24 protein-coding genes, 1 other RNA gene and 1 riboswitch are annotated in these 23,112 nt (G+C 65.2%); of the genes, 10 read left to right on the top strand and 15 right to left on the bottom strand.

Annotation, left to right across the window (positions count from 1 at the left end; translation table 11 throughout):
- Positions 1–115 precede the first annotated feature (115 nt).
- The 5 genes from KFO72_RS27750 to KFO72_RS27730 all read right to left on the bottom strand — a co-directional run bounded on the left by KFO72_RS27750 (position 116) and on the right by KFO72_RS27730 (position 2,558).
- Positions 116–853, bottom strand: coding sequence for an SIMPL domain-containing protein (locus KFO72_RS27750; RefSeq protein ID WP_225033462.1), 738 nt, complete (start codon positions 851–853; stop codon positions 116–118).
- 174 nt (positions 854–1,027) lie between these two features.
- On the bottom strand, positions 1,028–1,498 hold the full coding sequence (locus KFO72_RS27745) for an EVE domain-containing protein (protein WP_054929884.1): 471 nt from the start codon (positions 1,496–1,498) through the stop codon (positions 1,028–1,030).
- Between the two features lie 137 nt (positions 1,499–1,635).
- Positions 1,636–1,817: non-coding RNA, 6S RNA (gene ssrS / locus KFO72_RS27740), on the bottom strand.
- A gap of 64 nt (positions 1,818–1,881) precedes the next feature.
- Entirely contained in the window at positions 1,882–2,199 is a 318-nt protein-coding gene (locus KFO72_RS27735) for a cell division protein ZapA (RefSeq protein WP_036003393.1), read from the bottom strand.
- Positions 2,196–2,558 (bottom strand): hypothetical protein, encoded by a 363-nt coding sequence (locus KFO72_RS27730; protein WP_054929856.1) that lies wholly within the window; start codon positions 2,556–2,558, stop codon positions 2,196–2,198. The genes KFO72_RS27735 and KFO72_RS27730 overlap by 4 nt, the downstream gene beginning before the upstream one ends.
- A gap of 221 nt (positions 2,559–2,779) precedes the next feature.
- Positions 2,780–3,044: riboswitch (cobalamin riboswitch) on the top strand.
- Positions 3,045–3,107: 63 nt separating this feature from the next.
- Between KFO72_RS27730 and KFO72_RS27725 the strand changes: the two genes are divergently transcribed.
- The 6 genes from KFO72_RS27725 to cobC all read left to right on the top strand — a co-directional run bounded on the left by KFO72_RS27725 (position 3,108) and on the right by cobC (position 9,460).
- Positions 3,108–5,090 carry a TonB-dependent receptor domain-containing protein gene (locus KFO72_RS27725; RefSeq protein WP_412101802.1) on the top strand — a complete coding sequence of 661 codons (1,983 nt, stop codon included), beginning with the start codon at positions 3,108–3,110 and terminating at the stop codon, positions 5,088–5,090.
- Between the two features lie 6 nt (positions 5,091–5,096).
- The gene (locus KFO72_RS27720; RefSeq protein ID WP_225033461.1) at positions 5,097–6,158 is read left to right on the top strand and encodes a FecCD family ABC transporter permease; all 1,062 of its coding nucleotides are present in this window, start codon (positions 5,097–5,099) and stop codon (positions 6,156–6,158) included.
- A complete protein-coding gene (locus tag KFO72_RS27715; RefSeq protein ID WP_225033460.1) occupies positions 6,155–6,976 on the top strand; it encodes an ABC transporter ATP-binding protein in 822 nt (273 codons plus the stop codon). Before KFO72_RS27720 ends, KFO72_RS27715 begins: the two co-directional genes overlap by 4 nt.
- A gap of 36 nt (positions 6,977–7,012) precedes the next feature.
- Complete coding sequence (gene cobT, locus KFO72_RS27710) at positions 7,013–8,065, top strand: nicotinate-nucleotide--dimethylbenzimidazole phosphoribosyltransferase (protein WP_225033463.1); 1,053 nt, start codon at positions 7,013–7,015, stop codon at positions 8,063–8,065.
- A gap of 70 nt (positions 8,066–8,135) precedes the next feature.
- A complete protein-coding gene (locus tag KFO72_RS27705) occupies positions 8,136–8,885 on the top strand; it encodes an adenosylcobinamide-GDP ribazoletransferase (RefSeq protein WP_060599972.1) in 750 nt (249 codons plus the stop codon).
- Complete coding sequence (gene cobC, locus KFO72_RS27700) at positions 8,870–9,460, top strand: alpha-ribazole phosphatase (protein WP_062915620.1); 591 nt, start codon at positions 8,870–8,872, stop codon at positions 9,458–9,460. The genes KFO72_RS27705 and cobC overlap by 16 nt, the downstream gene beginning before the upstream one ends.
- Positions 9,461–9,466: 6 nt before the next feature.
- Here the strand turns inward: cobC and KFO72_RS27695 are convergent, their stop codons facing one another.
- From KFO72_RS27695 to cobU, 4 genes are read right to left on the bottom strand one after another with little or no spacing between them, the layout of a single operon-like run.
- Complete coding sequence (locus tag KFO72_RS27695; RefSeq protein ID WP_225033459.1) at positions 9,467–10,378, bottom strand: cobalamin-binding protein; 912 nt, start codon at positions 10,376–10,378, stop codon at positions 9,467–9,469.
- 5 nt (positions 10,379–10,383) lie between these two features.
- The gene (gene cobD / locus KFO72_RS27690; RefSeq protein WP_225033458.1) at positions 10,384–11,385 is read right to left on the bottom strand and encodes a threonine-phosphate decarboxylase CobD; all 1,002 of its coding nucleotides are present in this window, start codon (positions 11,383–11,385) and stop codon (positions 10,384–10,386) included.
- A gap of 3 nt (positions 11,386–11,388) precedes the next feature.
- Positions 11,389–12,330 (bottom strand): adenosylcobinamide-phosphate synthase CbiB, encoded by a 942-nt coding sequence (cbiB, locus tag KFO72_RS27685; RefSeq protein WP_036003423.1) that lies wholly within the window; start codon positions 12,328–12,330, stop codon positions 11,389–11,391.
- Entirely contained in the window at positions 12,327–12,875 is a 549-nt protein-coding gene (cobU, locus tag KFO72_RS27680) for a bifunctional adenosylcobinamide kinase/adenosylcobinamide-phosphate guanylyltransferase (protein WP_062915616.1), read from the bottom strand. The genes cbiB and cobU overlap by 4 nt, the downstream gene beginning before the upstream one ends.
- A 170-nt stretch (positions 12,876–13,045) precedes the next feature.
- Here cobU and KFO72_RS27675 point away from each other — a divergent pair, with 170 nt between their 5' ends.
- Together KFO72_RS27675 and KFO72_RS27670 are read left to right on the top strand one after the other, a co-directional pair.
- Positions 13,046–14,503 carry a cobyric acid synthase gene (locus KFO72_RS27675; RefSeq protein ID WP_224100247.1) on the top strand — a complete coding sequence of 486 codons (1,458 nt, stop codon included), beginning with the start codon at positions 13,046–13,048 and terminating at the stop codon, positions 14,501–14,503.
- Positions 14,504–14,624: 121 nt separating this feature from the next.
- Positions 14,625–15,059: a DoxX family protein gene (locus KFO72_RS27670; protein ID WP_054929866.1), complete on the top strand. Its 435-nt coding sequence runs from the start codon at positions 14,625–14,627 to the stop codon at positions 15,057–15,059.
- Between the two features lie 51 nt (positions 15,060–15,110).
- Here the strand turns inward: KFO72_RS27670 and KFO72_RS27665 are convergent, their stop codons facing one another.
- Together KFO72_RS27665 and KFO72_RS27660 are read right to left on the bottom strand one after the other, a co-directional pair.
- Positions 15,111–16,781 (bottom strand): tetratricopeptide repeat protein, encoded by a 1,671-nt coding sequence (locus tag KFO72_RS27665; RefSeq protein ID WP_225033457.1) that lies wholly within the window; start codon positions 16,779–16,781, stop codon positions 15,111–15,113.
- 135 nt (positions 16,782–16,916) lie between these two features.
- Positions 16,917–17,336 (bottom strand): PaaI family thioesterase, encoded by a 420-nt coding sequence (locus KFO72_RS27660; RefSeq protein WP_060599986.1) that lies wholly within the window; start codon positions 17,334–17,336, stop codon positions 16,917–16,919.
- Positions 17,337–17,561: 225 nt separating this feature from the next.
- On the opposite strand from KFO72_RS27660, the gene KFO72_RS27655 reads away from it, so the two are divergent.
- Positions 17,562–18,221, top strand: coding sequence for a ParA family protein (locus tag KFO72_RS27655; RefSeq protein WP_054929869.1), 660 nt, complete (start codon positions 17,562–17,564; stop codon positions 18,219–18,221).
- Positions 18,222–18,281: 60 nt separating this feature from the next.
- Here the strand turns inward: KFO72_RS27655 and panD are convergent, their stop codons facing one another.
- From panD to KFO72_RS27635, 4 genes are all read right to left on the bottom strand, one after another.
- Complete coding sequence (panD, locus tag KFO72_RS27650; RefSeq protein WP_054929870.1) at positions 18,282–18,668, bottom strand: aspartate 1-decarboxylase; 387 nt, start codon at positions 18,666–18,668, stop codon at positions 18,282–18,284.
- Between the two features lie 18 nt (positions 18,669–18,686).
- Positions 18,687–19,520 (bottom strand): pantoate--beta-alanine ligase, encoded by an 834-nt coding sequence (panC, locus tag KFO72_RS27645; protein ID WP_054929871.1) that lies wholly within the window; start codon positions 19,518–19,520, stop codon positions 18,687–18,689.
- 358 nt (positions 19,521–19,878) lie between these two features.
- Complete coding sequence (locus KFO72_RS27640) at positions 19,879–20,751, bottom strand: segregation and condensation protein A (RefSeq protein ID WP_036003440.1); 873 nt, start codon at positions 20,749–20,751, stop codon at positions 19,879–19,881.
- Positions 20,752–20,937 (bottom strand): DUF3460 family protein, encoded by a 186-nt coding sequence (locus KFO72_RS27635; protein WP_036003444.1) that lies wholly within the window; start codon positions 20,935–20,937, stop codon positions 20,752–20,754.
- Positions 20,938–21,322: 385 nt separating this feature from the next.
- Here KFO72_RS27635 and KFO72_RS27630 point away from each other — a divergent pair, with 385 nt between their 5' ends.
- Positions 21,323–23,101 (top strand): autotransporter assembly complex protein TamA, encoded by a 1,779-nt coding sequence (locus tag KFO72_RS27630; protein ID WP_374727130.1) that lies wholly within the window; start codon positions 21,323–21,325, stop codon positions 23,099–23,101.
- Positions 23,102–23,112: the final 11 nt, after the last annotated feature.

Raw genomic sequence — 23,112 nt, 5'->3', positions numbered from 1 at the left:
CCCGCACAGGGGCGACGCGTGAAGCGAGCTAACGTAACGCGGATGCCAGCGAAAAGCCAATTCGCGAATGCCAGCAAAATCAAAACCACCCCACCAGCGTCGCAGACAAAAAAAATCACTTCATCTGCACAGACCCTGAAACATTAACAGTCACGGTGGACGTCCCACCTTCAACCGGCACAGGCGCCGCCGCCTTGGCACTAACATCCGACCGCATGCTCATCATCATGACAGGCCGCGGCGGCACGCCGCCACTATGCCCGACATTCACTTCACGAATCGTATAACCGCTATACCCGAATGCCTGCGCAGCCGCACCAGCCTGCTGCTTGAACGATGCAATCGCCTGTCCCGTCAACTTCTGCCCGGCAGCGCGCTCAGCCTCCGGCGACAGTGAAAACTGCACATTCCCAACCTGCATGATCGAAGACAATTGCCCCGCAAGCTTCGACGCCGCCGCGAAGTCGTGCGACTCCAGCACGATCTCCGTGCGGCCCCGCCACGCGGAAATGCGCCCGTCGCGATCCGTCGACGGATAGATCGAGAACGACCCGGTGCGCGCCGTCACGCCGCTCACGCCCTTGGCCTTCTGCAACGCCTGGTCAGCATGCTGGTTCAACGTGCCCGTCAGCGACGACGGATCGCTCGCCTCCTGTTCGTAAAACAGCGTGATATCGACAACGTCCTGCGGTATATCGGCGCTCGCCTGCGCGTTCAGCGACAGCACGCCGGCCGGCTGGTACTGCTGCACAGCGGTTTGCGCATTGGCCGCGACGGACGTGAGCGCAAGTGCAACAGGCGCCGCGCACGCGCCGGCCGCGAGCGCCCACACGAGCGCAGATTTTCTGGTCATTCTTCGACTCCTTTGTTGAGCAGGTTGTGCATGCATGCGTCGAGGTCCGCGTCGCCAGACGCAGTGGCGCGGCGCGCGTGGCATGACGCTTGCGAGGCGGTTAGGCGTCTGAAAGGGGCGTCTGGTTCCCGAGTGAATGCTCGAATCTCACGCGAACGCCTGTTCACCACGCATTCATGCAGCGCGCTTTGCAAGCTGCTTCGTGATGAACGCCCATTCCGCCTCCGTGACGGGCGTGATCGACAGACGGTTGCCCTTCGCGAGCACGCGCATGTCGGCAAGCTCGGGATGCTCGCGCAACGCCGCCAGCGCAATCAGCTTGATCTTCTTCTTGAATACGACATCGACGAGCGTCCAGCGCGGCGTTTCCTGCGTCGATTTCTCGTCGTAATAGGGACTCTTCGGATCGAACTGGGTCGGGTCGGGATAGGGCGTCGACGATACTTCCGCGATGCCCGCAATGCCCGGCTCAGGGCAACTGGAGTGGTAGAACAGCACGCCGTCGCCAATCTTCATGACGTCGCGCATGAAGTTGCGCGCCTGATAATTGCGCACGCCCGTCCAGGGCAGCGTGCGTTGCGGGGCATTCGCGAGATCGTCGATGCTCGCTTCGTCCGGTTCGGACTTCATCAGCCAGTAGCGCATGAGTCGGATTGAACGTGAGATAAAAGGAAGGTCTTCGTCGAACTGCTTCAAACGGCTTGCAACGCGGAGCGCGCCAATCTGCACAAAGCGCGCGCCCAAAGAAAAACGGCACCGGACAAAGTCCGATGCCGTTCGTATGGGTCCCCGCCTTAGCCGCTAGGCCGGCATCCTGAACCTGAGGTTCAGAATTGGTCGCAGTTAGCAGCACTTCGGGTACATCAGACAGAGTGACGCGCACACCCGTGCTACAAATTTCCGCAACCGTGCACATAGCATTGGTTCAAGGAATATATGACCTTGGCGAACCAGGCAGGGAAGCTTTAAAACGTTTGCTCTACAACATGAGCCCGACCGCGAAACAATCAAGCCCACCAGAATTTTCTTTACTGCACGCTGCTGTACTGTTGAATCACAGTGCCCAGCTGCTCATTCATCTGGTGCATTGTACGCCGGATTTCTTCGGCGGGAAATGATTCTCCGTGTCGCACGCTGGCTTGCAACCTAAGCAGTTCCGATGCCAGCGACAATGCCGCCATCACCGCTATACGGTCCTGGCCGCGTACGTTGCTGTTGGAGCGGATCTTCGACATCTCGGCGTCGACACGCGCCACCGCTTCGAGCAGCGCCGCTTCCGTTTCCGGCGAGCAGGCGAGACGATAGGGCTGGCCGAGGATCGACACTTCGATCTGCTTCGTGGTCATGCGTTTTCTCCGTGGCGGGTCGCGTCGTTGTTCGCGTCGTGATTGGCCTGCACCTGCTGCTCGGGCGCGAGGAGATCGAGTTGATTGTCGGGCTCATGACCGCGAGCGCGCGGCAGCTTCTCGAGGATGGCGTTCAGACGCACCTGGGCGTCGTCGATCTTCGCGGACAGCGCATCGCGCTCCGCTTGCAATGCGGCGCGTTCTTCGCGGGTCTGTTCGAGTTCTACGCGGGTCGCTTCGCATTCGGCGCGCGCTTGTGCGAGCTGTTCTTCGAGTGCGAGGCGCGCTTCGTTGTAGCGTTGGCTGATCTCGATCAGCCGGCCGATGTTCTGTGACAGTGTTTCGAGTTCGGTGAGCATGTGCTGCGTCCTCTAAAGACATGGCATTCTAGCGCGGAATGTCGCACGCTCGGGCATTTGTCTCGTTTCGAGACGTAACAGTAGCGCTTTAATGCCGCATTATCCAGGTGTGTCGTCGCGATTCACGCATTTTTACCCTTGAAAAAGGGACTCTTTCTAACAGTCCACCCTCGTCGTCCCTGCGCCGTCCCCGCGTTTCTTGACGCGTGTGTGCGCCACTTCTAAACTTGCGGCACTCTGGTGCCCGCGCGCGGTATCGCGCCGCGCGCAGTTAAACGGGAAGCAGGGAGCGAAGTCCGCCCGGACGAGCCAACCTGCGCTGTCCTCGCAACGGTACAACGACCGCAGTTCCTGCAGGTCGACCCATGCACGCGTCGAGCCATCCATGAGAGCCGATGCCGTGCGAAGCGCCACTGCGCATGCTGCGTGGGAAGGCGGGTCGGCCAGTCGTCAGCCCGGATACCGGCCGGAGGCAAGGAGGGTGTTGCTCCTTGTACAGGCATCGGCCCACGAGGAGCGGGCCGCGCACAGGCCCACAGGACTCTTTCGATGCTCACCTCCGTGTTTGTCCACCCGGCGTATCTGCGCCAGGTGTTTCCGCGCCCGCTGTGCCCACACTTCACACGCGCGCCGCTTGCTGCGCTCGCCGTGATCGCCTTCGCTTCAGTCCCGCTCGCCGCAGGCGCGCAGACGGCCGACGAGGCGAACCCATCCGCCACATCCACGGATCGATCGGACAACGGCTCGACCGACATGTCGTCAAAGACGATCCCGGCGACGTTGTCGCCCATCGTGGTGACAGCCGACCGTCGCGCGCAGCGCCTCGCCGACGCGATTCCGCAGACCACGCTGTTCGACGCGCAGGACATCGCGGACAGCAGCGCGCGCGATTTGCCGGGACTGCTGCAGTTCGCGCCCGGCGCGCAGATCGTGCGAAACGGCGGGCCAGGCGCGACGTCGAGTCTCTTTCTGCGTGGCGCGTCGGCGACGCAATCGCTCGTGCTGATCGACGGCGTGCGCGTCGACTCGGTGAGCCAGGGCAACGCGCAGCTCGAACAGATTCCGCTCGACCAGATCGATCACGTCGAAGTGGTCAACGGCAACGTGTCGGCGCTGTACGGATCGGGTGCGATCGGCGGCGTAGTGCAGGTGTTCACGAAGGACGGCGGCAATCATCCGCCGCGTTTTCACTTCGACGTCGAGTACGGCAGCTATCACACGCAACGCCAGGCGGCGGGCGTCGACGGTGCACTCGACAAGGACGGCCGCACGACCTTCAGCGTCACACTCGCGCGCGCGAAGACGGACGGTTTTTCGTCGATCGACCCGGCGCTCGCGCCCGTCAATCCGAACGCAAACGGTTACTTCAACGAGAGCGTGAGCGCGTCGCTGCGCCACAAGCTCAACGACCAGTGGGACATCGGCCTGCGCTATTTTCAGTCGAACGGCAACGACAGCTTCGACAATCCCTTCGGTCTGCCCACCGATCTCAACAATCTGCACAGCAAGGTGCAGACGGCGTCAGCCTTCGCGAACGGCAAGCTCACCGACTGGTGGACCACGCGCTTCGTCGTCGCGACAGGCAACGATCGCAGCAACACGTCGCTCAACGGCGACTACCTATACCGCTACGATTCGGACAACCGGCAGTACACGTGGCAAAACGACTTTACGTTTTCGCGCGATCAAAAGCTTCAACTGGGCTACGAGCATCTCGACCAGACGCTCGACTCGAATCAGTACAGCGCGCCCGCGCGTCACGTGAACTCGGTATTCGCGGGCTACACGGGGCGCTTCGGCAACAGCCAGGTCCAGGCGAACCTGCGGCGCGACCAGTACTCGGATTTCGGCGGAGCCAACAGTTACTATCTGGGCTATGGCTACGACTTCAACGAGCACTGGAAGGTGACTGCAAGCTGGTCCGATGCGTTTCGCGCGCCGAGCTTCAACGATCTGTACTACCCGTACAGCGGCAATCCGCTCATTCAACCGGAGCACAGCCATTCCGTCGAAGCTGCACTACAGTACGCATCCGACGCGCTCGGCCTGCTGAAGCTCACGGCATTCCAGACGCGCTATACGAACCTCATCGACTATGTGCAGACCACGCCGGGCATCTACGTCGCGGAGAACGTGGGACATGCGAAAGTGCAGGGCATCGAAGGATCGTGGCAGGGCCATGTGGGCAAAACCGACGTGCGCGCGGCCGTGACGTTCCAGAATCCCGTCGATGAAGACACGCATACCGACCTGAACCGTCGCGCGCGTCATTTCGCGTCGTTCGCCGCGAACCGCAATCTCGGCAGCTGGCGGGTGGGCGGCGAATGGCTCGTGAGCGGCGAGCGCGACGACGGCGGCACGGTGCTCGGCGGGTATGGCATCGTGAACTTGTCCGCGCGCTATAACATCACGAAGTCATGGTACGTGGCCGCGCAAATCCAGAATCTCTTCGACAAGGACTATGAACTCGCCTACACGTACAACACGCCAAGGCGCGGCGCCTACCTCACGCTCGGCTGGCAGCAGCAATAACGCGCGATGAGCGGACTCGTGCAACGTCAGCCGCAACCCCGACCGGTCCAGCTCGCGCGCGGCATGAGTGCGAAGCGCGCGCTCGCCATCTGGACGGCGCTCGGCATCGCGGCGCTCGTGGTCTTCGTGGCGTCGCTCGCACTCGGCAGCGTGAGCGTCGCGCCGTCGCGCGTGCTCGATGCGTTGCTGCCGTCGCCTGATGCATCGTCCGATCTCGCCACGCAGATCGTTCGCACGCTGCGCCTGCCGCGTGCGCTCGCCGGCTTCGGTTGCGGCGCGTTGCTTGCGCTCGCGGGCGCATTGCTTCAGGTGCTGCTGCGCAATCCGCTGGCCGAGCCGTATGTGCTCGGCGTGTCGGGCGGCGCGGCGAGCTTCGCGCTGGTCGCGATGATGGCGGGCTGCGCGTGGTGGATCGTCGATGCATCGGCGTTCGCCGGAGCGTTCGTCTCGATCCTGCTGGTGCTCGGTCTTGCACGCGGCGCGCTGTGGCGCGGCGAGCCGCAGGACGCATCGCCGCGTCTGCTGCTGACGGGCGCGGTGATCGCGGCCGGGTGGGGCGCCGTGATTACGCTGCTGTTGACGGTCGCGCCCGACAGCCGCCTGCGCGGCATGCTGTTCTGGCTGACGGGCGATCTGAACGGCGGCGGCGCGCCGTGGCTCGCACTCGCTGCGTTGTGCATCGCGTTGCTCGCGATCGTGCCCATCGCGCCGCAACTCAATGTCCTGCTGCGTGGTGACGCCGCGGCGCAAGCGCTCGGCGTGCCCGTGATGCGCGCGCGGCTGCGCGTCTATCTGGTCGCGTCGCTCGCCGCCGCCGCTGCCGTGACGACGGGCGGCACGATCGGCTTCGTCGGGCTCGTCGTGCCGCACATGCTGCGGCTCGCGTTCGGCAACGATCAACGGATGCTCCTGCCCGCAGCCGCGCTCGGCGGCGGCGTTGCCGTGATGGGCGCCGATCTGGTCGCGCGCACGGTGATCGCGCCCGCGCAGTTGCCCGTCGGCGTCATCACCGCGTTGATCGGCGTGCCCGTGTTCCTGTGGATGCTGCTTCGACGGAGGCGCGCATGAACGCACGCATGATCGCAGACACAAGCGCCGATGCCACCCTGCATGCCGACCAATTGACCTTGCGGGCCGGCTCGCGCACCTTGCTGGGTGACTTCACGCACACGTTCTATCCAGGTGAAGTCTGGTGCATCGCCGGTCCGAACGGCGCGGGCAAGACGACGCTCATCTCGACGCTCGCGGGTCTTGTGCGTCCAGCGAAAGGACACATCGAACTGGACGGAATGCAGGTGAACGCATGGCCGCTCGCGCGCCTCGCGCAGCGCCGTGCGTTGATGCCGCAAACATCGCACGATGCGTTCAGCGCGAGCGTGCTCGATATCGTGCTGCTGAACCGTTTTCCGCACCTCGCGGGATGGGGCTGGGAGCGCGACGAGGATCGCGCCGCCGCGCATGCGGCGCTCGATGCGCTCGGTCTCGCGGACTTCGCTGCGCGCGACGTGCTGTCACTGTCGGGCGGCGAGCGGCAGCGCGTCGCGCTCGCGGCCGTGCTGTGCCAGGACGCGCCGCTGCTGCTGCTCGACGAGCCGCTCGCGCATCTGGACCTGCATCATCAGATCGACTGTCTCGAAGCATTGAGCGGATGGGCGCGCGGCGGCGGGCGTACAGTGATGTTCTCGTGCCACGATCTGAATCTCGCGCGGCGGTTCGCGACGCACGCGCTGCTGCTCGAAGGCAACGGCGTCGCGCATGCAGGACGCGCACGCGACGTGCTGACGCCCGAACTCGCCAGCCGCGCCTTCGGCTATCCGCTCGTGCTGATCCGTGACGGCGACGATGAAGCGCTGATTCCGGCGCTGCGCGCAGCGTCTCGCAACTGAACACGCATGAACCGAACTCTTCACGCAAACACGAACATGACCACTTCGCATTCCCTGCCTATCGTCGAGCCGCTCGAACAGTCATTGCGCGCCGAGATGCAACGCATCATCGACCTGAAGACCAAGCCGCCCGGCAGTCTCGGCCAGCTCGAGACGCTCGCGCGTCAGATGGGCATGATCCAGCGCAGCACGCAGCCCACCGTCACACGTCCCGCGATGATCGTCTTCGCCGGCGACCACGGTATTGCGAACGCGGGCGTGAGTCCGTATCCGCAAGCGGTGACGGCGCAGATGGTGCTCAATTTTCTCGCGGGCGGGGCGGCGATCAATGCGTTCAGCCGCGTGGCGGGCCTCGAACTCGAAGTGGTGAATGCAGGTGTCGCGCATGAGTTCGCGCCGCACGAAAGGCTCGTCGATATCCCCATCGCCCGTGGCACGCGCAACTTCGCGCAAGAGCCGGCCATGACGCGCGACGAAGCACTCGCCGCGATGCGCGCGGGCGCGGACCGTGTTCGTCATCATGCGTCGCTCGGCACCAACGTGATCGGCTTCGGCGAAATGGGCATTGCGAACACGTCGTCGGCTGCGTGCCTGATGAGCCGCCTGTGCGGCGTGCCCGTCGACGATTGCGTCGGGCGCGGCACGGGCCTCGACAACGCCGGGCTCGTGAAGAAGCGCAACGTGCTGGCGGCGGCGCTTGCGTATCACCCGGCATCGAATGATCCGCTCGATGTGCTCGCAACCTTCGGCGGCTTCGAGATTGCGATGATGGCGGGTGCGTACCTGGCAGCGGCGGCGGCACGCATGACGATCGTCGTCGATGGTTTCATCGCGACGTCCGCGCTGCTGGCGGCCGATGCATTCGCGCCCGCCGTGCGCGACTACTGCGTGTTCGCGCACGCGTCGAACGAAGCAGGGCACCGGCGCATGCTCGATCACTTCGGCGCGGTGCCGCTGCTCGCGCTCGATCTACGTCTTGGCGAAGGAACGGGCGCGGCGCTTGCTATGCCTTTGCTGCGCGCAGCCGTTGCATTCGTCAACGAGATGGCGAGCTTCGAATCGGCGGGCGTCGCGCAACGCGACGCATGATGCGCGACGCGTGCATCAATACAGGCGTTCGAAGCGAGAACGTTGATGAACAGAATGCGTCGAATCAGCCATGAATGAACTGCGTTATTTCTTCACGGCGCTCGGCTACTTCACGCGCGTGCCCGTGCCGCGCTGGGTCGGCTACGAACCGCATTATCTGAACGCGGCGGCGCGTTACTTTCCATTGATCGGCGCGTTGGTCGGCGCAGCGGGCGCCGTCGTATACATGGCCGCCCTGCGCATCTTTCCGCCGGGCGTGGCCGTGTTGCTGTCGATGGCAACGACGCTGCTCGTCACGGGCGCATTCCATGAAGACGGGCTGGCCGATTGCGTCGATGCGTTCGGCGGCGCCTATACGCGCGATGACACGCTGCGCATCATGCATGACTCGCGCATCGGCGCATTCGGCGCGATTGCGTTGATGGTCGCGCTTGCATTGAAGTGGCAAACGCTCGCGGCCTTGCCGCCGCTCTACGCGGCGTGGCTGATGATCGCGGCGCATGCGGCGAGTCGCGCCTGCGCGATCAGCTATCTCGTCACGCTCGATTACGTGCGAGCGCAAGGCAAGGCGAAACCGGTTGCGCAGCGCATGTCACGCAATGCTTTTGGCTGCGCTATCTTTCTGGGTATGCCATGGCTCTTCTGGCCGCACTGGCGTGCCGGTTGCATCACGCTGCTGGTGCTCGTGGTGTTGCGTTTCATGCTGGGCCGCTATTTCGTCAGACGCATCGGCGGCTATACGGGCGATTGCCTTGGCTTCGCGCAGCAGATCTTCGAACTGGCCATCTACCTGGTGGGACTCGCATGGATATCGTTCTGATCCGACACCCGGCTGTTTCCGTACAAGAGGGCGTGTGCTACGGCCAGAGCGACGTGGCGCTCGCCGATGCGCCGGAGGCGTCGGCGGCTGCCATCGCCGTGCGCCTGGCAACCTTGCAGGTGCCCGCGCCACGCGTGCTGCTGTCGAGCCCCCTCACACGCTGCGCGACGGTCGCGACCGCGCTCGCCGCGAACTTCGGTTGCGCGTACAGCATCGACGACAGCCTGAAGGAAATGGACTTCGGCACGTGGGAGTTGCAACGCTGGGACGATATCGATCGCGCGTTGCTCGATGCGTGGGCAGAGGATTTCGAAGGTGCGCGCGCGCATGGCGGCGAAAGCGTCGAGCAGTTCGTGGGCCGCGTGCGCGCGTGGTTCGACGTGTTCCAGCAGACACGGGAATTGACGCCGGCATATGTCGTCACGCATGCGGGCGTGATGCGCGTGATCGCGGCGACCGTGCTCGGGTTGCCTGTCGAGCGCTGCCTGAGATGGTCGATCGATATGGCGGGTTGCGTCTGGTTGCGCCGCGACGATACGAACCTGCAATGGTCGATCGTGCGCTGGAACGCGTGACGTCGGTTAATGGCCCGCGCGGCGCGAGCGCGCAACGTCGAGGTCTTCGCACAGTTGCGCCGCGCCTTGCGCGAGACGCGGCGCGGGGCGGTTGATCAGATCGCCGTCGATCGCAAACAGGTTGTGGCGCGCCACAGCCGTCATGCCGGGCCAGGCTTTCCATTTGTCGAGCGAAGGGAGTGGGCGATCCGGCTGCGTCGCGCCGGCCGCGGCCGTGACGATCGCCTCGGGATTGGCGGCCAGCACCGCTTCCGTCGAGACCGTCGGCACCAGCGGTTCGAGCTTCGCAAACACGTTGCGTCCGCCGCATAGTGCGATCACATCGCTGATCATGTGCTCCCCGTTGAGCGTCATCAAGGGCTCGTCCCATACCTGATAGAACACGCTGACGACAGGCTGCGTCGCATAGCGCGTGCGCAGCCGCGCGATCTCGTCGCGATAAGTGCGCGCCGCCGCGTCGGCGGATGGCGACGTGCCGAGCAGCGCGCCGAGCTTCGTCAGCGATACGGCGATATCGTCCAGGCGCTGCGGCTCGCTGAAGTAGAGGGGGATGTGCAGTTCGCGCAGCCGGTCGGTCTGCCGCTGCGCATTGCCATGCCGCCACACGACGATCAGATCGGGTTTCAACGCGACGATGCGTTCGAGATCGAGCGACTTGTTGTCGCCGACGCGGGGCACCTGTTTCGCCGCGGGCGGGTAGTCGCTATACGCGACCGCGCCGACGAGCTTCGCGCCGCCGCCTGCTGCGTAGATCAATTCCGTGACGTGCGGCGCGAGGCTGATGACGCGTTGCGCGGGTTGTGCGAGCGTCACGGTCGCGCCTGTGTCGTCGACGACGGTGACGGCCGCATGCGCGTGCGCTGTGATGGCAAGCGCGCAGGTCGCGATCAGTGCGCGAAGTGATCGGGAAAGTCGCATTGTTCTTATCGTGCCGTCATCGCGTGTTGCAGGCAGGTTTCCAGGCGGGTCCATTCGCTTTGCGTTGCAGGCAGCCCGAAGCGCACGCTCGCCGGATCGGCGAAGAAGCGTGTCCAGATACCTTGTTTTGCGAGCGCATCGTGCAGTTGCGCAGCGCGCGTGTCGGCGATCCATGCGAAGAGCGGCGTCGAATGCACGATGAAGCCGTGCGCAGACAGCAGCGCGACAAGTCGGGCGCTTTCGTCCGCGAGCTGCGCGCGCATGTCGTGCTGCCACGCCGTGTCGGCGAATGCGGCGCTGACGGCATGACGTGCCGGGCCGCTGACGGTCCATGCTCCCAGCGTGTGATCGAGCGGTTCGAGCAGTGAAGGGCAAGCCAGCACGAACCCCGCGCGCACGCCCGCAAGACCAAAGAACTTGCCGGGCGAGCGCAGCACGACGAGTCCTTCGCGATGCGTATGCGCGGCCAGCGACCCGGACGGCATCGCATCGGCGAACGCTTCGTCGACGATCAGCGTGCCGCCGCGTTCGCTCAGCGTTTCATGCCATTGCAGCAGCGTCGCGGCGCGCAGATGGTCGGCTGTCGGATTGTTCGGATTGACGACGACAGCATGCGTGATGTCATCAGGCAACGTCGAAAGTGTGACGTCGAGTGTCGTCACGCGGTGCCCTGCGCGCGAAAACGCAGGCGCGTATTCGCCATACGTCAGCGGTGCAATGCCGACCGTGCCCTGTCGAAGCAGGTGAGGCAGCGAGCGGATCGCCGCCTGGCTGCCCGCGACGGGCAACACATGCGATGCGTCCGGCGCGCCGTAGTAACGCGCCGCACGTTCGGCGAAACCGTCGCCGTTGTCGGGCAGACGCCGCCATGCATCGGCGGGAACGGGCGGCACCGGGTAGCCGTGCGGATTGATGCCCGTCGACAGATCGAGCCACGCGTCGTAAGGGATCGCGTAGCGGCGCGCCGCTTCATGCAGATTGCCGCCGTGCAGAATGGTTCGTGTCATCGTCTAGCTCTGAAACGGCACGCTCAACAGCGCGAGCGCGATGAACATGGCGAGCCACAGGATCACGCTGCGCTCGACCAGTATCAGCGCCGCCTCGATATGCTGCGCGCTCGCCGCGTGACCTGCGCCGAGCGTCGGACGTTGTTCTATCACACCGTGATAGATGGCCGCGCCGCCGAGCAGCACGTTGAGGCTGCCCGCGCCTGAGGCCATCACGGGCCCCGCGTTCGGGCTGTCCCAGCGCGGTGCCTGTTCACGCCAGCATTGCAGCGCGGTGCGCGTGTCGCCGAGCAACGCGTAGCTGAGGGCGGTCAGCCGCGCGGGCAGGTAGTTGAGCACATCGTCGAAACGCGCGGCTGCCCAGCCGAAGCGCAGATAGCGCGGCGTGCGATAACCCCACATCGCATCGAGCGTATTCGCGAGACGAAACCCCAGCGCGCCCGGACCGCCGAAGATCGCAAACCAGAACAATGCGCCGAAGATCGCATCGTTGCCGTTTTCCAATGCCGATTCGACGGCGGCACGCGACAGCGCGCTTTCGTCCGCATGCGATGTTTCGCGCGACACGATGCGCGCCGTCAACACGCGCGCTTGCGCGAGATCGCGTTTCGCGAGCGCGCGGCCGATCGGCTCGATGTGATCGTGCAAGCTGCGCGCGCCGAGCGCGAAGTACAGCAGCGCGACATGCAGCGCGCACGACCAGATCAACGGCAGCGTCAGCACGAGCCACGTGGCGATCAGAACGGGCGGCGCGACGGCAAGCAGCCACGCGAGAATGCCGAACAGCCGGCCGCGCCGGCCCGTGTTCAGCGCCGCTTCGAGCTTCGCTGCGAGCTTGCCGAAGCCGACCAGCGGATGCGCGCGGCGCGGTTCGCCGAGCCATTTGTCGACGGCGACGGCGGCCGTGGCGAGTGTCGCGACAAGCGGCAAGGACAGCAGCATCATGCGCGGCTCGCGGGTTTCAGTTGCAGCGGCAGGCCCGCGACCATCATCGTTGCCTGCGTGCTGACGGCCGCGATGCGCTGGTTGAGACGGCCCAGCTCGTCGACATACAGACGCGTGGCCGCGCCGAGCGGCACGACGCCCAGGCCAATCTCGTTGCTGACGACGATGATCTTCGCGCGCGCCTGCGCGAGCGTCGTTTCGAGCGCGGCGAAACGGTCGAGGTAATCGGCTAGCGGCGGCGAGCCGTCGGCAGGGCAAAGCAGGTTGGCGAGCCACAACGTCAGGCAGTCGATCAGCACGCAGTGCTGCGGCTGATCGACCTGCGCGACGGCTTGCGGCAGATCGAGCGGTGCTTCGAGCAAGGCCCACTGCGCGGGCCGTCGTTCGCGATGACGCGCGACGCGCGCAGCGAATTCGTCGTCGCCGATACGCGCGGTCGCGATATAAGTGACGGGCAACGCGCTCGCGCTAGCGAGTTGTTCGGCGTGCAGGCTCTTGCCCGAGCGGGCGCCGCCGAGGACGAAGGTGAGGTCGCGGGAAATCATCGCGTGATTGTACCGACTGTACCGACTGTACCGGCCGTGCCATCGTTCAGGCGCGTGGGCGAGAGTGCGATGGGATAATGCGGGCTTCCTTTCTCACCCTGTTCGCGCACACTGTGTCTTCCATTCCCGACGCTTTGTCTGAACCGCTCGACGTACCGCGCGGCACGCTGATGATCCAAGGCACGACCTCCGATGCGGGCAAGAGCACGCTCGTCGCAGGTCTATGCCGTCTCGCGCGGCGCACGGGCGCGCGGGTCGCGCCGTTCAAGCCGCAGAACATGGCGCTCAATAGCGCAGTGACCGTCGACGGCGGCGAAATCGGCCGCGCGCAGGCATTGCAGGCGGTGGCCGCGGGCATCGACGCGCATACCGATCTCAACCCCGTGCTGCTCAAGCCGACCAGCGACCGCGGCGCGCAGGTGATCATCCACGGCAAGGCGCGCATGAATCTCGATGCGCGCGCGTATCACGACTACAAACCCGTCGCGTTCGAAGCGGTGCTCGAATCGTACGCACGGCTCAAGGCGTCGTACGACACGATTTTCGTCGAAGGCGCGGGCAGTCCCGCCGAAATCAATCTGCGCGATCGCGACATCGCCAACATGGGTTTCGCGGAAGCGGTGGATTGCCCCGTCGTACTGGTCGCCGACATCGATCGCGGCGGCGTGTTCGCGCATCTGACGGGCACGCTCGCCTGTCTGTCCGAGACCGAGCAGGCGCGCGTGCGCGGCTTCGTGATCAACCGCTTTCGTGGCGACGTGAGTCTGTTGCAGCCGGGGCTCGACTGGCTCGAAGCGAAGACGGGCAAGCCCGTGCTCGGCGTCGTGCCGTATCTGCATGGCCTCACGCTCGATGCCGAAGACATGCTGCCGCGCGAGTTGCGGGCGGCGAATGCGGAGGGTCACGAGATGTTGCGCGTCGTCGTGCCCGTGCTGCCGCACATCAGCAATCACACGGATTTCGATGCGCTGCGCGCCCATCCGCAAGTCGATTTCCATTACGTGCGCGCGGGCAGCACGCCGCCGGCCGCGGATCTGATCATCCTGCCCGGCTCGAAGAACGTGCAGGGCGATCTGGCGTTTCTGCGCGCACAGGGCTGGGACGCCGTGCTGCAACGGCATCTGCGCTACGGCGGGCGGGTGATCGGCATTTGCGGCGGCATGCAGATGCTCGGGCGCGAAGTGGCGGACCCGTACGGCGTCGAAGGGCCGCCCGCGACCGTGGCCGGGCTCGGCTGGCTCGACTTCTCGACGACGCTCACGCGCGAGAAGACGCTCAAGAACGTGACGGGACGCCTCGCGGCCGAAGCCGCCGCGATCGCCGGCTACGAGATTCACATGGGCGAGACGCAAGGGCCCGCGCTCGATGTTCCGGCGCTGCTGCTCGCCGACGGGACAGGCGGCCTGCGCCCCGACGGCGCCCGTTCCAGCGACGGCCAGATTCTCGCCACCTACGTGCACGGTCTGTTCGACACGCCCGCCGCGTGTGCCTCGCTGCTGGCGTGGGCGGGGTTGAGGCAAGCCGAGGCGATCGACTATCCGGCGCTGCGCGAGGCGTCGCTGGAGCGCCTCGCCGACACGCTCGCCGAACATCTCGATCTGAAGCGCTTGTGGGCGGCCGTCGGTTGATTCGTTCTCAGCAGGAATTAATCTAAGCCGTGATGGCGATTTTTCCTACGCATCGGTTCGAATAAAGTCCGTTCCATCGACCGCGCATTCCGCGCGGTCAAACCTGATCCAAGGAACCGACATGAATCCGATCGCCGCCAGCAAACCCGAGCTTGCCGCCACGATCCTGCGCGTTGCGCTAGCCGTGTTGTATCTGGCGCACAGCCTGCAGAAAATCTTCGTCTTCACGCTGCCGGGCACGGCGCAGTTCTTTCAGTCGATCGGGTATCCGGGCTGGCTCGGTTATCTGACGGCCTTCGTCGAACTGTTCGGCGGCATTGCGTTGCTGCTTGGCGTGCAGGTCCGCTGGGTCGCCCTGGTGCTGCTGCCGTTCATGCTCGGCGCGATGTCGGTGCATCTGCCGAACGGCTGGGGCTTCGCGTCGCCGCATGGCGGCTGGGAATATCCGGCGTTCTGGGCGGTCACGCTCATCGTGCAGTCGCTGCTCGGCAATGGCCTGTTTGCAGTGGGCGGCGTGAAGGCGGCGCCGGTTGGCCAGGCGCGCAAGGCGGCCTGACGCATCGGGCGATGCAGCGCGGGCAGGCCGGTGCGCCGCTTGCCCGCTGAATCATGTGCGGCTTTGCCGTAACGCATCCGCGATGCGTTCGGCCACTTCCCGCCAGTCTCGCGCATCCGACTGCCGGAACAGGCGCATCACGCCCGGATACCACGGCGAGTCGTCCCGCTCCAGCAGCCAGCGCCAGTCCGTCCAGTCGCGCGGCAGCATCAGCCAGCACGGCTTGCCGAGCGCGCCCGCGATGTGCGCCGCTGCCGTGTCCACGGTGACAAGCAGGTCCAACTGCGCAACGATGGCCGCCGTATCGGCGAAATCCTCGATGGAGGAGCCCAGATGCACGATGGGCTGGCCTGCGGGCGGCGCAGCGGCTTCCGTCTCGCCCTGGCCTTTCTGCAGACTGAAGAATGTCGCGCCGGGCACCGTCCACAATGGCGCGAGCGGCGCGAGACCGGGAACCGAGCGCGTCTCGTCGTGCTGGTTTCCGGCGAAGCCTTTCCAGACCAGCCCGATCTTCAGCCCATTTCCTGCGGCCAGGCGCGGGCGCCAGCGCTCGATGCGTTCCGGCAAGGCACGCAGATAAGGCAGCGCGGCGGGCACCGTGTCGAGCCTGGTGCCGAACCGCAGCGGCAGGCTCAGCGGGTACGCCCAGTAGTCATGCGCGGGGAGGCCGGCGGTATGGCTTCTGATCTCGTCCACACCCGCCATCGTTGCCATCAGCGGCTTCATCGGCTCGGGGCACATCAGCGTCAGATGACGCACGCCGAGCGTTTTCAGGAGCGGCGCGTAGCGCGCGAACTGCACACAGTCGCCATAACCCTGCTCGTGCCACAACAGAAGCGACTTCCCTTCGAGCGATTCTCCCAGCCATTGCCGCATGCCCGCGGGCGGCGGCACGGCGTCCGGTTTGGGCTGCTGTGCGAGCCGGGCTTCGGCGTGCGGCCAGCCTTCTTCGAGGCGGCCTTGCGTGAGCAGCAGGACCCCGAGATTCCAGCGGGCATCGGCGAAATCCGGCGCGAGCGCGAGCGTCTGACGATAGGCGGCTTCCGCTTCATCGTAACGGCCCTGGAGCTTGAGCGCCGTGCCGAGATTGTGCAGCGCGTCGCGGTGATCGGATTGCACGGCGAGCGCGCCGCGGAACGCGGCTTCCGCTTCGACGGGCTGCGCGCCGCGCAGCAGCGCCATGCCGAGGTTGTACAACCCGTGGATATAGTTGCCGTCGAATTCCAGCGCCCGGCGAAACGCGGCAGCGCCTTCGTCGAGGCGGCCGAGGCTGACTAGCAGGTTCCCGAGATTGTTATGCGCAGCCAGGAACGGAGGTTCGAGGTCGATTGCGCGCCGATACGCGGCTTCGGCCTCCTCGACGCGCGAATCCGCGTTCAACGCTTCGGCGAGCTGGAAATGCGCGAAAGCGCAGTCCGGATCGATGCTGATCGCGCGATAGCAGATGGCATAAGCCTCTTGCGTCCGTTTGCGCATCAGCAGCAATTCCGCAAGATTGCCCAGGCAAAGTGCGTCTTCTCCCAGCGCGATCGCGCGGTAAAACAGCGCTTCGGCTTCGATCCACATGCCGCGCACCGTTAGCACGACGCCCAGCAGGCGTAGCGCATTGGGTTCATGCGGATTGCGTTCAAGCGTTTCGCGGTAGCCGCATTCGGCTTCGTCAAAGCGCCCGGCGCGATGCGCCTCTAGCGCGGCTTCAAGATTCGGGAGTTGAGAAGACATGTTGCTGGAGTGAGGGATACGGCGCGGTGACGACGCTGGCGCCCCCGATCATACGCGGGGGACGAGATGGGATTTGTCGTAAATCGTCATGGCGGCGCGTCGCCGCGCCAGATCCACCCCCACCGCAATCCCGTATCAGTACAGCACGATCTGCGTGCAGCGAAACAGCGCCATCGTCTTGCCGTCGGGCGCCGTCACCGTCGCGTCCCACACCTGTGTGCTGCGGCCCAGATGCACGGCTTTCGCGACGGCGCGGATCGTTCCTTCCGTCGACGTCCCGAGAAAGTTGCTCTTCAGCTCGATCGTCGTGAAATTGCGCGCATTGTCGGGCAGATGCGCGAGGCACGCGTAGCCGCAGGCGGTATCGGCGAGACCGATCACGGTGGCCGCATGCAGGAAGCCGTTCGGCGCGAGCAGTTCGCTGCGCACGGTCAGCTCGGCCGTCAGCGCGCCTTCTGCGAGGTCCGTGACGCGTACACCCAGCAAGCCCGGCAGCGAGCCTTTCTGGCGTTCGTGAAGCCGGTCGATCGTGTATTCGCTGCGCAGTTTGCTCATGGTCATGATTCTCGAAAAAAGGGGCTGGAAGCGTCCCTCAGGCGCGTAGGGACTTCGGCCTGACGGGTTTTGCCGATATTATCAACGGCTGGAACCAATCGGCCATGCCGCGCGCACGGGCAACGCAGGGGCACGAACCGTCGCAGCGAGCCACAATCGCGAGGCGGGCCGGAAGTCGAGCGGCAAACCGGCTGGCCAGCGCCAGCCATCTTCCCGGGAGAATTCATGACGGTGATCGTGGTGGCGAATCCAAAGGGCGGCGTGGGCAAGAGCACGCTGTCGACCAATCTGGCTGGCTATTTCGCGGCCGAGGGCCAATGGGTCGCGCTCGCCGACCTCGACCGGCAGCAGTCGGCGCATGCCTGGCTCGATCTGCGTCCGGAAACCTTGCCTGCCATCGAAACCTGGGAGGTCGACCCCGATGCGCCAGCGAAGCCGCCCAAAGGGCTCGAGCAGGCCGTGATCGACACGCCTGCCGGGCTGCACGGCAACCGGCTGAACGTGGCGTTGTCGCTGGCGGACAAGGTGATCGTGCCGCTGCAGCCGTCCATCTTCGATATTCTCGCAACCAAGGAATTTCTCGAACGCCTCGCCAAAGAGAAAGCCGTGCGCAAGGGCGCAATCGAAATCGGCGTGGTCGGCATGCGGGTGGATGCGCGTACGAAGTCGGCGGATCAGCTGCATCGCTTCGTCGAAGGGCTCGATCTGCCCGTGCTCGGCTATCTGCGCGACACGCAGAATTACGTGCAACTGGCGGCGCACGGCCTGACGCTCTGGGACGTGGCGAAGAGCCGCGTCGAAAAGGATCTGGAGCAGTGGGCGTCGATCACGTCGTGGGTCGACGGGAAGGCCGCGAACGGGAAGGGCGGCGGCAAGAAAAGTTAAAGGCGCCTGTCGCAAGCGCCTTCAACCGTGTCATGCATGAGGCTCAGACGGCCGGGGCGATCAGCTCCAGCTTTGCGTCGGGACGTGGTCGCGGCTGCCCTTGATCACGTTGTGTTCGTCGACGAACACCAGATCCGGCTTCCAGCCCGCCTTCAATTCTTCCTCGTCGACGTTCGCGAACGCCGCGATGATCACCAGATCGCCCAATTGCGCGCGCCGCGCCGCCGAGCCGTTCAGCGAAATCATGCCGCTGCCGCGCTCGCCCTTGATCGCGTACGTCGAGAAGCGCTCGCCGTTGTTGATGTTCCAGATGTCGATACGTTCGTTTTCGACGATGTTTGCCGCTTCGAGCAGGTTCTCGTCGATCGCGCACGAGCCTTCGTAGTGCAGTTCGCAGTGCGTGACCACCGCGCGGTGAATTTTCGACTTCAGCATGTTGCGTTGCATGGCTTGTCCTTCAGACCGTCAGATTTCGAGATTGTCGATCAGGCGCGTCGCGCCGAGCTTCGCGGCGGCGAGCACCACGAGTGGCGCGTCCAGTTCGTGCGCGGCGGGCGCGACGAGGTTCGAGCGCTTGCGGATCGCGATGTAGTCCGGCTTCCAGCCGCGCGCAGCCAGCGACGCGACGGCTTCCTGCTCCAGCTTCGCGAAGTCGCGGTTGCCCGACAGCACGCGCTCGCGCACGCTTTGTAGCGTGGCGGCGAGCATCGGCGCCTCGGCGCGCTCGGGCCCGGTCAGATAGCGGTTGCGCGAGCTGAGCGCGAGGCCGTCGGTGTCGCGCACGGTTTCGGCGGCGACGATGTCGCACGGCAGCGCGAACTGCTCGGTCATCGCGCGCACGATCATCAACTGCTGGTAATCCTTCTTGCCGAACACGGCGACGCGCGGCTGCACGCACGACATCAGCTTCATCACGACCGTGCACACGCCCGTGAAGAAGCCGGGGCGGAACTCGCCTTCGAGAATGTCGCCGAGATCGTGCGGCGGATGCACGCGGTATTCCTGCGGCTGCGGGTACATGTCCCGCTCCGTCGGCGCGAACAGCACGTAGACGTTTTCCTTCTGCAGCTTGTCGATGTCGTCCTGGAGCGTGCGCGGATACTTGTCGAAGTCTTCGTTCGGTCCGAACTGCAGGCGGTTCACGAAGATGCTCGCCACCACCGGGTCGCCGTGCTGACGCGCGAGGCGCATCAGCGACAGATGGCCCTCGTGCAGGTTGCCCATCGTCGGCACGAAGGCGGTGCGGTTCTGGCCGCGCAACTGGTCGCGCAATTCCTGGATCGAGCTGATGACTTTCATGATCGGGCAATGTTGTGAGTCACGCCGACCGCCGGCAGGCGGCAGCGAGGCTCGCGGTTGTCTCGTTCACGCGACGATTCGCGCGGTGTCGGGAAATCCACGCGAAGCCCGGCGCAGGCCGTCCGGCAGGCTGGCTTCGAGCGCGGGATTGTAGTGGATTTATTGTCGTGCTGCACCGAGTTTGGGCGGCGGGGTAAACGCCTGGCATCCCGGATATTGGAACGCGATGCGGGCCGGATAAGCCACGCGAGGCCGTGCGATACGGCGTCCGGAAAGCTTCGTTTCGGTTCCGTGAACGGCTGCGACAGCGGGAGGAAAGCGTGCTGCAATGACGTCCCCGCGCGCGGCCGGCAGCCCGTCAGGCGGGCAGGTAGGCCAGCCGCACGTAAATCGGCGCGAACGGCTCGGCTTGCGTGATCTCGATCAACGATTCACGCGACAGCTCGAGCATCGCGATGAAGTTCACGACCACGACGGGTACGCCGCGCGTCGTGTCGAACAGTTCGGAAAACTCCATGAAGCGCGCGCCCTGCAGCCGGCGCAGGATCACGCTCATGTGCTCGCGCACGGACAGCTCTTCGCGCGAGATCTTGTGATGCTGGACGAGCTTCGCGCGTTTGATCACGTCGGCCCACGCGGAGCGCAGGTCGTCCGTGTTCACGTCCGGGAAGCGCGGCGTGATGCTTTGCTCGATATACACCTCGGCGCGCAGGAAATCGCGTCCAAGTTGCGGCAACTGATCCAGGCGCTGGGCCGCGAGCTTCATCTGCTCGTATTCGAGCAGGCGGCGGACCAGTTCGGCGCGCGGGTCTTCCGCTTCCTCACCCGTGTCCGCCTTCTTGACGGGCAGCAGCATGCGCGACTTGATCTCGATGAGCATCGCGGCCATCAGCAGATATTCGGCGGCGAGTTCGAGATTGGTCTTGCGCAACTGTTCGACATAGCCGAGATACTGGTTCGTGACTTCGGCCATCGGGATGTCGAGCACGTTGAAGTTCTGCTTGCGGATCAGGTACAGCAGCAGATCCAGCGGGCCTTCGAACGTCTCCAGAAAGACTTCGAGCGCGTCGGGCGGGATGTAGAGATCCTGCGGCAGCTTGAAGAGCGGCTCGCCGTACAGGCGCGCGAAAGCGATGCCGTCGACGGTATTGGGCGTCGAGTCGGTAGCGGGCGCGGCGAGCGCTGCGTCGGGCTGTCCCGAAGCGGCGCGGGCCTCGTCGGCGGTGGTCACTTAGAAGTTCTGGTAGTAGACGTACGAGTTCTGCTTCACGCGCGCTTCCTGATTGGCTGCGCGCTCGTCGAGGTCGATTGGCTGCTTGTCCCACAGCAGCGAGCGGCCGCGGCGTTGCTCTTCTTCCAGGGTGGGCTTTTGCGCCTTCAGTTGATTCAGGAACTGCGTGATATCCGATTGATACATGGCTCGACGTCCGTGAATGAAGATGACGGCGCCCGACGTGCTGATGACGCGGGGCCGCTCGTGCAGAACAGGATTTTACCGCAAGCTCGCCAGCCTCAAGCGAAAAGTCGGCGGAACCGGGCGGAACCGTGGGCCGCCGGCCGCGTCCAAGGCGGGCGCCCGTTGCACCGTGCCGCCTCGGGGCAGCGTGCAGCGGCGTATCCCGTAAATGGCGCGGCGGCGCCGATGTGTTCAAATAGCGCTCGTTCCCCCTGCGCCCAGGCGGGCCGGGTGTCGGCAATCTTCAACAATGGTCAATAAGAGCCGGAGGTCGTGTTTGGCGGGGTGGGCCATCGAGCGGTCGCGCAAGCATCGCCACGAAAGCACCGTGACAGGGCGTCGCGCGATGCAGCGCGCGTCGTTGGCGGCGACGCTGCTGCGCGCATGTCTGTCGTGCGGGTTGTGCGTGCTGCTGCTCGCCACGACGCACGCGCACGCCGCGCGCGCGAAGCCGGCGTACACGGTCGACGTGGAAGCGGAGCCGCGCTCGCTGCGCAAGCTGCTCGAAGAGCATCTGGACATTTCCCGCTTCGCGAAACGCGAGGACATCAGCCCCGAGCAATTCGACTTTCTCGTGACGGCGACGCCGCAGCAGGTGCGCGACCTGACGTCGACGCAAGGCTATTTCACGCCCGTCGTGCGCACCGACGTGCGCACCGTCGACGACAAAAAAGTCGTGCGCGTTTCCGTCGATCCCGGCCCGCGCACGACCATCTCTTCGATTTCGCTGTCGTTTCGCGGCCCCGTGCTGACGGAAGACCCGGAGCAGGAAAACAAGACGCGCTTTGCGTTCTCGCTGCACGAGGGCGAACCGTTCACGCAGACGGACTGGGACGATGCGAAGGACGCGTCGCTCAAGGCGCTGCAATCGCGCCGCTATCTGGGCGCGAAGATCGCGCGTTCGGAGGCCCGGATCGATCCTCGCACGCATGACGCGAAACTGTCCGTCACCTACGACAGCGGCCCGACCTTCACGATGGGCAACCTGGATGTCTCGGGCACGCGGCGCTATCCGGAGCGGATCGTGCGGAACGTGAATCCGATCTCGCCGGGCGAAGTCTACGATGTCCAGCGTGTGACCGAGCTGCAGCGCCAGTTGCAGAACACGCCGTACTACGCGAGCGTCGCGATCGACGTCGGCAACGACACGGAAAAGCCGCTCGACACACCCGTGCACGTCAAGGTCAGCGAGTTTCCGTATAACAGCGTGCGCGGCGGCGTCGGCTATTCGACGGACACGGGCGCGCATGTGCAGGGCTCGTATTCGTATCTCGACACGTTCGGCGCGGCCTGGCCGTTTACCGTCGCTGGCCGGCTCGACCAGATCCAGCAGTACGGCCAGGTGACCCTTGCGATGCCGCCGGGCCTGCGCGGCTGGACCAATAGCGCGCTCCTGTCGTACACCAGCACCAACGTGTCCGACACGCGCATCTACAGCTTGCGCGCGGGCGTGCAGCGCACGCGGACCTCGCAGTACATCGACTACGCGTACTCGCTGCTCTACTACCAGGACAGGCTGGACCAGAATACCCAGGCGCCGACCACGAGCCGCGCGCTCGTGCCCGCGTGGTCATGGACGCGCCGCAATACCGACGACCCGCTGTTTCCGCGCTCGGGCAACCTGATCCACGTCGAGGCGGGCTTCGCGGTCAAGGGCGTGGCGACCGACCAGACCTTCATTCGCGGCTATGCGCGCGGCCAGCAATACCTGCCCGTCGGCGCGCGCGACCTCGTGCTGTTTCGCGCGGAGCTGGGCGGCGTGTTCACGAGCGGGCCGTCGAGCGGCGTGCCCGCGTCGCTGCTGTTCCGCGCGGGCGGCTCGAACTCGGTGCGCGGGTACGGGTATCAGAGTATCGGTAACAACGTCGGCGGCTCGATTCTGCCGACCAAGTACCTCGTGACGGCGACGTCCGAATATCAGCACTGGTTCAACCGCGACTGGGGCGCGGCCGCGTTCTTCGACATCGGCACGGCCACCGACGCGTGGGGCGAGAAAGTCTTCTATCCGGGCGTCGGCGTGGGCGCGCGCTGGCGCAGCCCCGTCGGCCCGGTCAACATCGACGTCGCGTACGGCACGCGCAACCGCAGTGTGCGGCCGTATCTGACGCTAGGTATCGCGTTCTGACATCACACTGA

This window comes from Paraburkholderia sp. XV, assembly GCF_020177535.1.
Lineage (GTDB): Bacteria > Pseudomonadota > Gammaproteobacteria > Burkholderiales > Burkholderiaceae > Paraburkholderia > Paraburkholderia caribensis.
This window is presented reverse-complemented; position numbering and strand designations above follow the sequence as displayed.